At 38.5% G+C, this 13,590-nt stretch carries 10 protein-coding genes; 6 read left to right on the forward strand and 4 right to left on the reverse strand.

What is annotated here, in order from left to right:
* Window positions 1-239 precede the first annotated feature (239 nt).
* From A6M13_RS03385 to A6M13_RS03400, 4 genes are all read left to right on the forward strand, one after another.
* Entirely contained in the window at window positions 240-1,385 is a 1,146-nt protein-coding gene (locus A6M13_RS03385; protein ID WP_066542875.1) for a polysaccharide pyruvyl transferase family protein, read from the forward strand.
* Window positions 1,382-2,482 carry a glycosyltransferase gene (locus A6M13_RS03390; protein ID WP_066542876.1) on the forward strand — a complete coding sequence of 367 codons (1,101 nt, stop codon included), beginning with the start codon at window positions 1,382-1,384 and terminating at the stop codon, window positions 2,480-2,482. The genes A6M13_RS03385 and A6M13_RS03390 overlap by 4 nt, the downstream gene beginning before the upstream one ends.
* Entirely contained in the window at window positions 2,479-4,002 is a 1,524-nt protein-coding gene (gene murJ, locus A6M13_RS03395; RefSeq protein WP_066542877.1) for a murein biosynthesis integral membrane protein MurJ, read from the forward strand. The genes A6M13_RS03390 and murJ overlap by 4 nt, the downstream gene beginning before the upstream one ends.
* A 239-nt stretch (window positions 4,003-4,241) precedes the next feature.
* Window positions 4,242-4,805: a TetR/AcrR family transcriptional regulator gene (locus tag A6M13_RS03400; RefSeq protein WP_066542878.1), complete on the forward strand. Its 564-nt coding sequence runs from the start codon at window positions 4,242-4,244 to the stop codon at window positions 4,803-4,805.
* Between the two features lie 69 nt (window positions 4,806-4,874).
* Here the strand turns inward: A6M13_RS03400 and A6M13_RS03405 are convergent, their stop codons facing one another.
* Together A6M13_RS03405 and brnQ are read right to left on the reverse strand one after the other, a co-directional pair.
* Window positions 4,875-6,209: a S41 family peptidase gene (locus A6M13_RS03405; RefSeq protein WP_066542879.1), complete on the reverse strand. Its 1,335-nt coding sequence runs from the start codon at window positions 6,207-6,209 to the stop codon at window positions 4,875-4,877.
* A 62-nt stretch (window positions 6,210-6,271) separates the two neighbouring features.
* The gene (gene brnQ / locus A6M13_RS03410; protein ID WP_066542881.1) at window positions 6,272-7,591 is read right to left on the reverse strand and encodes a branched-chain amino acid transport system II carrier protein; all 1,320 of its coding nucleotides are present in this window, start codon (window positions 7,589-7,591) and stop codon (window positions 6,272-6,274) included.
* Window positions 7,592-8,145: 554 nt separating this feature from the next.
* On the opposite strand from brnQ, the gene A6M13_RS03415 reads away from it, so the two are divergent.
* Window positions 8,146-8,610 (forward strand): C40 family peptidase, encoded by a 465-nt coding sequence (locus tag A6M13_RS03415; RefSeq protein ID WP_066542883.1) that lies wholly within the window; start codon window positions 8,146-8,148, stop codon window positions 8,608-8,610.
* A gap of 49 nt (window positions 8,611-8,659) precedes the next feature.
* Here the strand turns inward: A6M13_RS03415 and A6M13_RS03420 are convergent, their stop codons facing one another.
* Window positions 8,660-9,568 (reverse strand): accessory Sec system S-layer assembly protein, encoded by a 909-nt coding sequence (locus A6M13_RS03420; RefSeq protein ID WP_066542885.1) that lies wholly within the window; start codon window positions 9,566-9,568, stop codon window positions 8,660-8,662.
* The gene (gene secA2, locus A6M13_RS03425) at window positions 9,568-11,934 is read right to left on the reverse strand and encodes an accessory Sec system translocase SecA2 (protein WP_066542886.1); all 2,367 of its coding nucleotides are present in this window, start codon (window positions 11,932-11,934) and stop codon (window positions 9,568-9,570) included. Before secA2 ends, A6M13_RS03420 begins: the two co-directional genes overlap by 1 nt.
* A gap of 265 nt (window positions 11,935-12,199) precedes the next feature.
* Between secA2 and A6M13_RS03430 the strand changes: the two genes are divergently transcribed.
* Window positions 12,200-13,252, forward strand: coding sequence for a glycosyltransferase family 4 protein (locus A6M13_RS03430; RefSeq protein ID WP_066542887.1), 1,053 nt, complete (start codon window positions 12,200-12,202; stop codon window positions 13,250-13,252).
* Window positions 13,253-13,590: the final 338 nt, after the last annotated feature.

The raw sequence follows: 13,590 nt of genomic DNA on the forward strand, positions 1-13,590 counted from the left end.
ATCATGTCAATCAACTCATTTTCATCAGAAATGGAGTGTTATCCCAATCTCTTTCTTTTTATGATTTTTTGTGAAAATTGTTCGTGCAACATTTCTATAAGCAAGAGCGTCATGGTAAAATAACAACAGACAGAAAAAAGCGCGTGTATCACGAGCTGAGACATAGGGTGAAGAAACCTATAGACGAACGCACCATATGATATAATGGTGCATTATTAATTTTAAAAGGATGTTATTCAATGAAAATCGGAATTGTGGGGAATTACGGTAATGACAATAACGGCGATGAGGCCATCCTTTACAGCATTATTGCACAAGTAAAACAGCAATTTGATGTGAAGAGCGAAGACATTACTGTATTTAGTAACAATACACAACAAACGTCCGAACGGTATGGTGTGCAAAGTTATCCACTTTATTATAAGCGTAGCAATTTGTATAAAACGTTTTTCCACACGTATAAATCAAACAAGCGCTATATGGATAAATTTGATTTGCTCATCATCGGCGGTGGCGGTATTTTAATGGATTTCTATCGTCGTGAAGCCCAACTTTACGGCGCGTATGCCATTATGGCGAAGCAAGCAGGTGTACCATATGTTGTGTATGGCTGTGGTGCAGGCCCACTTGATACATTAACGGGGAAAGTGATGATTCGTTACATGTGTAAATATGCAGCGAATGTATCCGTACGTGACCCAGAATCAAAAGAGCTATTACGTACAATCGGAGTAAAACGCGATATTCATGTGATCGGAGACCCTGCTTTCACAATGTTTGAAAAGCGAGACAATCATCCGGCAAAACCAAAACGTATCGGAATTTCAGCAGTGCCTGTACATAATGCGAATTATTGGCCATCAGGTGACGTCGATAAATACGACGACTACGTAACGAGTATGGCAAATAACTTAGATGTATTAGTGGATGAGCATGATGTCGATATTACATTTTTTGCGACGAAATATCCGCAAGATGTCAGCGTTACAAAAGATATTCGTAATAAAATGAAGCACGCACAACGCATTGAGGTTATTGACCGCAACTTAATTCCTGAAGACTTGTTACAGGTGACGAGTGAAATGGATGTTGTGATTGGTACACGTCTGCATTCCTTAATTTTAGCAACAGATGCACAAACACCAATTATTGCCTTGTCGTATCATAAGAAGGTAACGGATTTCATGCGCTCGATCAAGTCGAGTGATTTATGTATCGAACTGGCTGATTTACGCAAAGATCCACAGCTTGTAGCAAAAGCGTACGGGCGTTTAACGGCAGATTGGCCAGCAACGGTCGAGCGTACGAAACGTATTTCTCAAAAGATGCATGATGAAGCAATGAGAGGAAAACAATTATTGGCAAAGGCAGTGAAGGATAAATGAAAAAAGTATTAGTGATTAGTAATATGTATCCTTCTGCTTCACATCCTTCATATGGTATCTTTGTCAAAAATCAAGTGGAGGCACTGAAGCGAGCAGGAATTGAAGTTGATATTGCAGTAAATGACAACCCAGCAGTCGGTAAGAAAAACGTCATCACCAAATATGCGAAGTGGGCAAAACATGCATTATCGTTAGGGAAGAAAGGGAAAAATGACTATACAGTTACACATGCCCATTATGTTTTCCCATCAGGTATGTTATCACTTGCGCTGAAAAAAATGTTCCGCATTCCGTACATTGTTACGGCACACGGTGGAGACATCGAACGTATGGCGAAGAAAAGTGAGCGTATTCGCAAATGGACCGCATCCATTTTACAGCAAGCAGAACATGTTATTGCGGTAGGTCCTGTATTGGCAGAGCAAATTGAACGTGATTTTCAAGTGCCTGCGACGAAAATTTCAATTTTAAGTATGGGTGTGAACCGTACTATTTTCCATCAAGCAGATAAAGCAACTGTACGACAAGAGCTACAAGTGGCGGAAGATGTCTTTACATTTTTATTTGTAGGGAACGTGATTGAACAAAAAGGTGTCGAAGAGCTATTACATGCTTATCGTCAAGTGCGAGCAAATACAGACCGCGCGACACAACTGATTATTGTTGGTTCTCGTCGGGATACGGCGTTTATTGAGCGTATTCAACCACTTGTTGACGAGCATGTGCGTTTTGAAGACCCGGTAAAACAACCACAACTTGCAAAGTGGTTCCAAGCAGCTGATTCATTTGTGTTACCGTCCCATTTAGAAGGGTTTGGGCTCGTTGCATTAGAGGCGCTTGCATGTGGAACACCGGTTATCGCATCACAAGTTGGTGGGTTAGTATCTTTATTAGGCGACGGTGCAGGGAAGCTTGTACCAGCGAAAAATAGCGATGCGCTACGAGAGGAAATGCTTCGAGCGTTGCATACACCACGTGCTGCCTATGTAAATGAACAAGCTGTAAATAAAGCCTTAACATTGCATGATGAGGTGACGATTACAAATCATGTAATCGCGCTGTATGAATCTGCAAGTAAAGGTGGCGAACGTCCTTGAACAAATTTTTAAAAATTGTAGGGGCAGTAGCCGTTATTAATATTATTGCACGACTATTTGGCTTTTTCCGTGAGATGGTTATTGGTTTCCAATATGGTTCTTCTCATGTAGCAGATAGTATTTTTACGGCTTATTTATTGCCGAACTTTTTATATTTAGTCGTTGGTGGCGCATTTACAACCGCCGTGATTTCCATTTATAACCGCAAACAGACGAATCAAGCAGAATTTGTGAAACAGTCATTTACGATTGTAGTGGTGTCACTAACTGTGATGACCGTGGCGATTATGGCGTTTACCGAACCATTAATGCATTTATTTGAAATTGATGAAAAAGGGCCAGAAGCGTTTGATTTAGCCGTTAGCTTATTTTATTGGATGATGCCATCATCTATTTTACTCGCACTTGCTTCTTGGTATAGCGGTATGTTAAATATTCATGACCGTTTCCATTTATCAAGCTTTGCGATTTTGTTATATAATGTGTTATTCCTTGTGATTGCAGTTGGATTATCATTTATCATTGGACCAGTTGCGTACGGGATTTCGGCATTGTTTAGTGCACTTGTAATGGTGTACTACGTGGCAAAAGGATATCGTAAGCTTGACAGTCACCCAGTAGGCATATCGTTTACACGTAATCAATCGACACGTGATTTATGGCTTATGGTATGGCCCGTGATGATTGGTGGCGCAGCGATTCAGATTTATGCGATGCTGCAACGCTTTTTCGCAGGACCGCTTGGAGAAGGGGCGATTTCGGCAGTTAACTACGCATCGAAATTAACGCAATTCCCGCAAGCGATTTTAATTACAGCGGTAACAACCGTTATTTATCCGATTTTAAGTAAAAAAGAAGCGGAAGATGACGGAGAATCGATTAAGCTATTATATTCAAAAGGACTTTATTATTTAACACTGTTATTAGTACCGGTATCTATTTTTGCGTATTTTTACGATAAAAATTTAATTCAAGTCATTTTTGAATACGGTGAATTTGATGCATATTCAACATCGATTACGGTACCAGTATTTGAAATTTTAGTGTTGTCGATGCTGTTTTTAGCATTGAACACATACATCACACGTTTTTATTATGCAAAAGGTGACTCCGCAGCACCAGTTGTTTTTAGTATTGTGAACGTGTTCATTATTAACATTGCTATTATGTATTTCTTTACAGATGAATACGGTGCTACAGCGATTGCATGGGCGACGCTTATTAGTTCGATTACAAATACAATCATGCTGGTCGTGTACGGGAAAATAAAATACAATTTAGCACTTGTTGTACCAGAAACAAAAAAACAATGGTTACGTCCATGGATTCCATTTTTGATTGTGGGAGTTATCACATACCTCTCAAGTGAATATTTAACATTTGATTATAAATGGGTAACGTTTATTGTCGGGGTAACGATTTTTACAGTGGTGACACTTGTGGTATTCCATTTGTTCGGCATTAAAGAAGTAAGTACAAGTTTAACGAAATTACGTAAACGCTTTAGCAAACGTTCATAAAACAAAAAAGTCGTGGTCATGCAATGTCCTGCATGATGACGGCTTTTTTACTTGAAGACGTCAAAATTTGCTAAATAGGAAGTGTAATTTAGCAGAAATCGCAGTAAAGTTGTAGGAATTTCGGTTTTCTACTATGTTTATGTGGTTAATGTTTAAAAAGTATAAAGTTTCTTGTATAATTAAAACTATTGTTTGGGAAAGTAGTACCCGAGAAGCTATAGAAAGATAAAGGTGACGGTATGGCAAGAGGACGAAAAGTTAATTCAAATGGCGAACGCAGCAAGCAATTACTATTAGAAAAGGCAATTGAATTATTTGCAACACATGGTTATCATCAAACGAAAATCAGTGATATTGTGAAAGCTGCAAACTTAACACAGCCAACATTTTACTTATACTTTGAAAGTAAAGATTCTTTATTTAATAGCTTAAATGCGGAGTTTAATGAAAAATTAATGACGATTTTTGATACGGAAGATGTACATACAAATGTGTCATTAAGTGATTTACAGACAAAGCTAGAGCAAGTTTTAACATTCTTTACACAACATCCACTACTAACAAAAGTAGGCTTTTTCGAAGCAATGGATGCAAAAGTAGTCAAAGCAGCATTTACGGAGCAAGTTAAAGGATATGTGGAACAATTTTCACATGTCAATGATGCAGTACTGCTGTCGGAGAGCTTAGTTGGTTCACTTGAACGTTTAACGTATACATGTTTATTAACAGGTAAATATGATGCAAAACAACTAGCCGATTCATTATTAACGATTTATTTTGCACAAGCGAAACAGCTAGCATAAATATAGATAAAAGGAGCGCGGTCTCTCAATCACGTATTGAGAAACTGCGCTCCTTTTCTATGCAATAAGCTAGCGAACGATGATCTTTTGAATTTTTCCAGGCTGTGTATCAGTTGCTTCTGTAATAAGCGCATACGTTGCTCCTGCTTTTAACGGTTCGTTAAATGTTAGGCGAGCATAACGTTTTCCTGATTTTGCAGCTGAAAATTCGAGCTTTTTATCAGTGCCAAGTTGTACAAAATGATAGCGATTTTTAGCTGTATTGGCAATTTGTTTATGCACAATGTATAAACTTGAACTATGCGCATCTTTTGTTAATGTTGGTTGAATGGCATACTGCAATTTTTCAGTTAAAGCATCAAAGTGAGCGTCTTCTAACGGCGATGTTGTCACGATATCAGGAATCACTCCTTTTTCATGAATTGTTTTTCCATTTGGTCCTGTGAAGGTTGCAATTGTTAATTTTAAATAGCTGCCGTCACTAAAGTTTAAAAACTGCTGCATCGAGCCTTTACCATATGTTTTTTGGCCATATAAAATGGCTGCTTGCTGGTCTTGAAGTGCTGCTGCGGTCATTTCAGAAGCGCTAGCGCTGTATTCATTTACTAAAAGACGGCTATTTAATGGGAATTTTCGATATGTGCCGACCGATGAATACAGTTGAGACTGATTTTTTGTGTGTAATAAGTAAGCGAGCGGACTATTCGTGAACATGCCGATAATTTTTTCGGCTGTTTCAACGTAACCGCCGCCATTATTGCGTAAATCGATAATATACGATGTAGCACCTTGTTCACGTAAGTTTGACAGTGCGCGACGCATCAATGTGTCTGCATCGTCTGAAAACGTGTAAAGCGCGATATAGCCAATCTTGCCGTATAAAAGATTTGACGATACTTTCGGTGTTTGAAATGCCTGTCGTGTAATCGTATACGTCTGCATCGCGTTGGTTGGCAGTTGCACTGTTAACGTTACAATTGTTCCTGCTGCGCCGCGTAGAATGGCGCTCATTTGTTCTTGCGTCATCGCAGTGAGCGAACGACCATCTACTTGCAAAATAATGGAGCCAGCGACTAATCCTGCTTGTGCCGCGGGGCTATGTTCAATCGTATCTGTAATATACGCACCATCTGGATGTTGTTCAAAGTAAATACCGATACCTACGGATTCAAGATCGATATCGTTAACGTATTGTTCGTATTCCATCGGCGAAAAATAAGCGGAGTAGGGGTCTAATGTTGCCATTAACTCATCGATGGTCGTTGCTTCATAAAATGCAGGACTGAGTTCATCGACATAATATTGTTCAACGAGTGAACGAACATCTTGAAGGCTAGCTGCTTGTGCTGGAATGCTGATACATACAAAACAAGTAATAAGAAGAGCGGTAAACAATTTTTTCATGAATCTACTCCTTTACGGTGACATAACAAAAGGTGCCCATCGCTGGACACCTTTATTATACATTATTTGTTTGTTACTTTTGAGATAATGTAGCCGATCATTGCACCGACGATCGCTGGGATTAACCAGCCCATCCCTTGTCCTTGAAGTGGTAAATAGCCTAAAATATTTTGATATGCTTCTACGTTAATATTGGCAGCGACTAAACCATCATTAATGCTGACAAGTAATGTGAAGAATAACGCGAACGCATATACAAGTGGCTTACCACCGTATAAATTATGTGTTAACGATAAGAAAATAATAACCATTGCAAGTGGATATAAAATCATTAAAGCCGGTAATGTAATGGCTAATAAGTTCTCTAAACCAAAGTTTGCGATCACACCACTAAATAATGAGAACACGATTAAGTACGTTTTGTATGAAATTTTTGGATACACTTTATTAAAGAATTGTGCATTTGCTGTTGCTAAACCAATAGATGTTGTTAAACATGCTAATAAAATGATAACCGATAAAATGGCTTGTCCTAATTCACCGTATAATGTTTGCGCAGCAGCTGCGATGATGGCACTACCTGTACCTGTACCTTCGATAAAGCCGATCGAATCTGTACTTGTTGCCCCGATATAGCCAAGTGAAATATACACAAATGCTAAACCAGCAGCTGCGATAATACCGGCATAAATTGTTGAAGCAACAATTTTCTTGTCATCATTTACACCGCGGTCTTTTAATGCTTGGATAATAACTAAACCGAATACAAGACCGGCAAGCATGTCCATTGTGTAATACCCTTCAATAAAGCCTTTTGTAAATGGATTTGCGATATACTCACCAGTTGATTCATTTAAGCTACCCATTGGTGAAATAAATGCTTTTACAGTAAGTAAAACGATTACGATTAATAAAGCAGGTGTTAAAATTTTGCCGACGATATCAACAAGCTTCGTCGGATTCATCGCTGCTACTAGCGTTAGTGCGAAGAATACGATTGTCATAATAATTAACGGCCATGGTGATTGTGCTGCTGATTCTGATAAGTATGGAACAACGGCAATTTCATAAGACACTGTAGCTGTACGTGGCCATGCAAATAGTGGCCCGATTGCTAAGTATACAAGCGATGTGAAAATTAAACCGAATGTTGCGTTAATACGTTGTGTAATAAATAATAGGTCGCCACCTGATTTTGCGATAGCAACAATCGCTAATAATGGTAAACCTACACCAGTTGTTAAGAAGCCGAGTAACGCCCACACGATTTCTTCTCCGGATTTTTGCCCTAGCTCTGGTGGGAAAATAATATTACCTGCACCAAGGAATAGAGCGAATAACATTAAACCAATTGCTAAATTATCCTGCATAAACTTTTTCATTGTATTATAAACTCCTTATTTTTCAAAAAGCGTCAATTTTCAAATAATTTAAAGTATAAAAAAAATTATACTACATTGTCAATTATTCAAAAACTGCAATAAATCAAGACAAGCTATAACATAGTATATTTTCAGAAAAAATGCAATGTAAAAAAAGTTAAATGAGCACAAAGAACTATCATGTTTTTCTAGGTAGCTGGTAGTAATATATTATATTGGAATATTTTATAAATGTAATAGCTGCTACATATTTTTTATTGAGGCAGTCATTATAGAAGAATAGCAAAATGCACAGTAATTTCTTATATAATGTTATGTTAGTGTATATAAAATGCAGAAAATTCAGTTTTATTTAGTCGGAGATAAGTAGTTAGTGTAGTGGAATAAATATTTTCGTAATTGAATTGTCATACAATTGTAATGTTACCGCCGATGCTTTCATGCTAATCTGTAAACAGCTTTAACAGAAAATTCATAATCAAACAGATAACGACTAACAAATAAAAAATCAAACATATATATACAATTTATACATACATGGAGGAATACGATTAATGAACTATCGCAAACATGCATCTAAAATCATCATTGCTTCTATTACAGCCGGTGCAATTTTTATGACGCCATTTGGAGAAGCAAACCAAGCAAGTGCTTCATCGGGGAGTGCAGTTGTACAGCAAGCGAATAAATTAAAAGGCGTTAAATATCGTTACGGCGGCACAACAACAAGCGGCTTTGACTGTTCTGGATTCGTACAATACGCATTTAAAAAAGCAGGGAAGAGCTTACCACGTACAACATCTGGCATGTATCGTACAGGTAAATCGGTTTCTTATTCATCATTACGTGCAGGAGATTTAGTGTTCTTTAATACATCTGGTCGCGGTGTATCACATGTAGGCATTTATGTAGGGAACGGCAACTTCATTCACTCGTCATCAAGTAAAGGTGTTTCTGTTGCAAAAGTAAAAGGTCCATATTGGGGCGCGCGTTATATTGGCGCAAAACGTGTTCTTTAATGATATACAAAAAGCTACCGGGCGAATTGTCCGGTAGCTTTTTTTTGTTTTATTGTTGTGGTACACGAGCCGTCCAGCGTGTGAAATCTGCTGTATGTAACTCATGTGTTAATGTGCTTGGGAACATAAATGTCCATGGTTTTGATGTGTTAGCACGTACAACTAATACAGGGTCTAACTTAAATGTACCACTTGCAACGACACGTGCATGAGCATCAACGATTTCTAATGGCAATTGCTCTAAATTAATATCGCGGTCGTTTCCGTTACGAATTAATAACGTAATTTGCAGGTTGCCGTTGTCCATAACGTGTTGTTGAATGCCTGTGAAGTTGACTTCTTTATCACGTAATTTTGGTAATGACGATACGACACGACGTAGTTCTTCTTTTTGTGCGTCGTTTAATTGTTTTTCCCATTGTGTATCTAAATCTAATTGATGCCCACGTAATGACACAATATTGAAGGCAATTTTCCAACCTTCAGCTGGTACTGCATCTGTTAATAATGAATCCTTTTTAAATGTGAATACCCACGGACGGGCACTTTCAGCAGGAATGACACCAAGCTGTGCAAAATCAAAGCTTTGCTTAGCAATTACTTTGCCATCAACATCTGTTAAAAATAGCGCGATTTCTTTTAATGAAACAGGTTGGCTTAATGAAGAACGGAAAAATGCTTTTACGTTCCAGTCGCCAGTCGCTGCATCTTCTTCAATATTAATCGCCGCCAGTGATAATTGATTTGGTTTTAATGGCTCTAGCTCATTGGCTAAAAAGTTAAAGACATACTTTTGCTCTTGTGGCACATTCCAGTCTGGGTGGAATGACAGTTTTGTATGGATAGCTTGCGCTTGTGCAGCTGTCTCTTTTTTTGATGCACCTAGTAACTCTTTTGAATCGATAGCACTATCTTTACCGACCTTGTCTGACTTTTTAAAGAATGAAAATAAACCCATTATTGTAATTCCTCCTGACGTTCTCTCAGTAGTTTAACGAAGTTAATAACTTCCTTCACAACTGAGCGACGTAATTCTTGATAGTTTTTACCGAATAATTCTAAACCTTCACGCTGATAAATTCGCATCGGGTCTTCTTGTTGGTAGTGACGTAAGCCGATACCTTCTTTTAAATGAGACATCGCTTCTAAATGTTTTACCCACATGCTGTCTAAACGCATTAACATAACTTGTGGAATTAATTCACGTACTTGTTCATTTTCATTAAATGCCTGTAAAAACGTTTTTAACTCGTCAACAGCGGGTTGTACATTTTCAAATAATGTTTTCACATTTTGAGCATCGCGGTCAACAGCAACTGGTGATAATGTTAATGAGTTAATTGTCTCATCCATAACATCAAATTGCCATTCATGTGGCATTGCTTCATCTGGCGCATGTTCACGGATGGCGAAATCGATTGTTTCATCGAGCATTTGTAGCAGTTGCTCCATCGTTGCATCGCCGCCGATAATTTTATTACGTAGACCGTAAATAACACCACGTTGGTCATTGATAACATCATCTAATTTTAAGTTATATTCGCGCATACCTTGTTGTGCACCTTCCACGATACGTTGTGTACGGCTCACAAGTTCATGCACATCTTTGTGCGTAATCATGCCTTGCGCATTTTTTGTCATTTTCTTTTTAAACTTTTCAACATCGTCTTTTGCAAAACGACGGAACATGTCATCTTCAAGTGACAACACAAATACACTACCACCTGGATCACCTTGACGGCCAGAGCGTCCACGTAATTGGTTATCGACACGGCGACTTTCATGCTTTTCTGTGCCGACAACGAATAAACCACCAAGTTCACGCACACCTTCGCCTGGTACGATATCTGTACCGCGACCTGCCATATTCGTTGCGACTGTAATACGCTTACGTTGACCTGCTTCTGAAATGAGTTCAACTTCTTGTTCAACCGTTTTGGCATTTAATAGTTGGAACGTAAGCCCAGCATCTTTTAATGCGCTAGCAACAGCTTCGGATTGTAAAATAGACGTTGTACCAACCAGTACGGGTTGACCTGTCATATGGCGCTCTTTTACAAGGTTTGCGACATATTGATATTTTTCTTCTTTATACTCGAAAATAATATCTTGTTGGTCGATACGTTGACGTGGTCGGTTCGTTGGAATTTGAATAACCGACATGCCATACACTTCGTTAATTTCTTTTTCCTGTGTTTTAGCTGTACCTGTCATACCAGAAAGAAGAGGGTACATACGGAAGTAGTTTTGAATCGTTACTTGCGCCTGTGCCTTGTTTTCCTCGGTAATTGTGACACCTTCTTTTGCTTCGATTGCTTGGTGTAAGCCATCTGATAATGAGCGACCTTCCATAATACGTCCCGTGAACATATCAACAAGCTGAATTTTATCGTCTTTCACGATATAATCGACGTCACGGTCAAACATTACGTGTGCACGTACTGCTTGAATCATATAATGGTAAAGTGTTTGGTGCTCTAAGTCATAAAGATTGTCAATGCCAAACGCAGCCTCTACTTTTTCAATCCCTTGGTCTGTTAACGATGTCGCTTTCGTCTCTTCATCAAATTCGTAATCTTCTTCGACTTTAAAGCGCTTCGCAACCATCGCTGCAATCCGATGTAGCTCTTCATTTGCCATCATTTTTCCGGCAACGATTAATGGTGTTTTTGCTTCGTCAATTAAGACAGAATCGACTTCATCAATAATGGCAAAGTGGTACGGGCGCTGTACGCGGTCCGCAATGCTATGCACCATATTGTCACGTAAATAGTCGAAACCAAATTCAGTACCGACGCCATATGTAATGTCCGCAGCGTAAGCATCGCGTTTTTGCATTGGCTCCATCATTGGAATGTTCAAACCGACTGTTAAACCTAAGAAGCGGTGAATTTGGCCGATTTGGTCATAGTCACGTTTTGCTAAATAGTCATTTACGGTAATGACATGAACACCTTTACCTTCTAATGCACGTACATACGATGGTAAAGAGGCAACTAATGTTTTCCCTTCGCCGGTTGGCATTTCAGCAATATTACCTTCTGTTAATACTAAGCCACCGATTAATTGCACATCAAAGTGACGCATGTTTAACACGCGCTTCGATGCTTCACGTACAACGGCAAACGCGTCTGGAATAATCGCTTTAATATCTTCACCTTGTTCAAGACGATTTTTAAATGTCATCGTCATCTCACGCAGCTCGCTATCGGTCATTGGCGCGTAGGTCGTTTCTAATTGGTTGATTTGCTCGACCAATTTATAGTAGCGTTTTAACTCACGCTTGCTTGTTTGCTCTTTATTTCGTTTAAATAGTGAGAACATCGTTTCGATTCGCTCCTTCTGTCAGCTTAGAAATGCGCTAAGCATCGTCTAATTTTATCAAATTGTTATGTGTTTTACTACCAAACATATAATCTGATTCGTTTAATTGTAAGCAATATAGGGGATACATAGTGTAAAAGTTTTAATGGAATATGCAACCAAGTAGAGAAATTTGCGTCATTATCTATAATTAGTGTATTTTCAAAAACGTTCATGGTATACTTACCGTTGAATAAATGTGAACAAAAAGTTGAGGAGGTTTGACGTGATTTACGTGTCTCTTGTCGTAGCTTTCGTTGCGGCTATTTTATTGACTCCGCTTGTGAAAAAGTTAGCAATAAAAATCGGTGCTGTAGATGCTCCAAATCATCGTAAAGTACATGCGCGTATTATGCCGCGCCTAGGTGGTTTAGCAATTTATTTTGCCTTTTTAATTGGATATATATTTTTAAAAGTAACAACAGGGTTTCAAACAGAATATGGTACAGCGATTTTAATCGCTGCAACAATTATCGTCATTACAGGCGTTGTTGATGATATGCGTGAAATTTCAGCAAAGGCAAAAATGCTTGGGCAATTTATCGCAGCACTTATTGTTGTATTTGTAGGTGGTATTCAAATTGAAGTGATTAACTTACCGTTTGGTGGGACGATTGACTTCGGTATTTTAGGGATTCCTTTAACAATTCTTTGGATTGTCGGCATTACAAATGCCATTAATTTAATTGATGGTTTAGATGGTTTAGCAGCAGGTGTTTCTACAATCGCATGTATCACATTAGCTGTGATGGCGATGATTATGGGGAACGGTTTCGTTATCGCAATGGCATCGATTTTAGCGGCTGCATCATTAGGCTTCTTAGTATTTAACTTCCACCCAGCGAAAATTTTCATGGGGGATACAGGTGCATTATTTTTAGGATTTATGATTTCAGTTATTGCATTACTAGGCTTTAAAAATGTAACGATTATTTCATTCATTATCCCAATCATTATGTTAGGTGTGCCAATCTCAGATACATTCTTTGCGATTGTCCGTCGTTTACGTACAGGGAAGAAATGGTCAGATCCAGATAAATCACACTTACACCATTGTTTATTAAATAAAGGCTTCACACATCGTCAAACGGTATTAATCATTTACGGTATTGCGGCGATGTTCGGTTTAGCGGCTATTATTTTCTCAATGGCGAAATTATGGGGCGCATTAATTTTAATTGCCGTTATTTTAATTGCAATTGAACTACTTGTAGAGGCAATCGGTCTTGCAGGGAAAAACTACAGCCCATTACTTAATTTAATGAAAACCTTTAAATAGGTGAACGAGCCCTTAGCGAACATTGCTAAGGGCTTTTGTGTAGTTAAAGGTCACTATTTTCGACCGATAATGGACGTGTCTACACTCCAAGTCCATCACGACCAAGATGTGAATGCAAGTATGAATCCCCACTTCAAGCGAGTATCTATGTAGATAATAATGGTGGGCAAACACCGACATCGAGTAGTTGGGAATATTTCCGTACATTTTTTGAACAACAAATTGCACAGCACCCTACTATACAGGTATATAACACATCTGTATGTGGTGCGAAAATTAAAGGCGCACCGTTACTTCAAGGGCAAAATATTTCGTATTCCTTTTCATCACATGATTAT

The sequence above is a fragment of the Caryophanon tenue genome (assembly GCF_001700315.1).
In the GTDB taxonomy this organism is placed as follows: Bacteria; Bacillota; Bacilli; order Bacillales_A; family Planococcaceae; genus Caryophanon; species Caryophanon tenue.

Coding starts and splice junctions, on each gene's coding strand:
- A6M13_RS03385 (WP_066542875.1), top strand. CDS start 240: ATGAAAATCGGAATTGTGGGGAATTACGGTAATGACAATAACGGCGAT.
- A6M13_RS03390 (WP_066542876.1), top strand. CDS start 1,382: ATGAAAAAAGTATTAGTGATTAGTAATATGTATCCTTCTGCTTCACAT.
- A6M13_RS03400 (WP_066542878.1), top strand. CDS start 4,242: ATGGCAAGAGGACGAAAAGTTAATTCAAATGGCGAACGCAGCAAGCAA.
- A6M13_RS03405 (WP_066542879.1), bottom strand. CDS start 6,209: ATGAAAAAATTGTTTACCGCTCTTCTTATTACTTGTTTTGTATGTATC.
- brnQ (WP_066542881.1), bottom strand. CDS start 7,591: ATGAAAAAGTTTATGCAGGATAATTTAGCAATTGGTTTAATGTTATTC.
- A6M13_RS03415 (WP_066542883.1), top strand. CDS start 8,146: ATGAACTATCGCAAACATGCATCTAAAATCATCATTGCTTCTATTACA.
- A6M13_RS03420 (WP_066542885.1), bottom strand. CDS start 9,568: ATGGGTTTATTTTCATTCTTTAAAAAGTCAGACAAGGTCGGTAAAGAT.
- secA2 (WP_066542886.1), bottom strand. CDS start 11,934: ATGTTCTCACTATTTAAACGAAATAAAGAGCAAACAAGCAAGCGTGAG.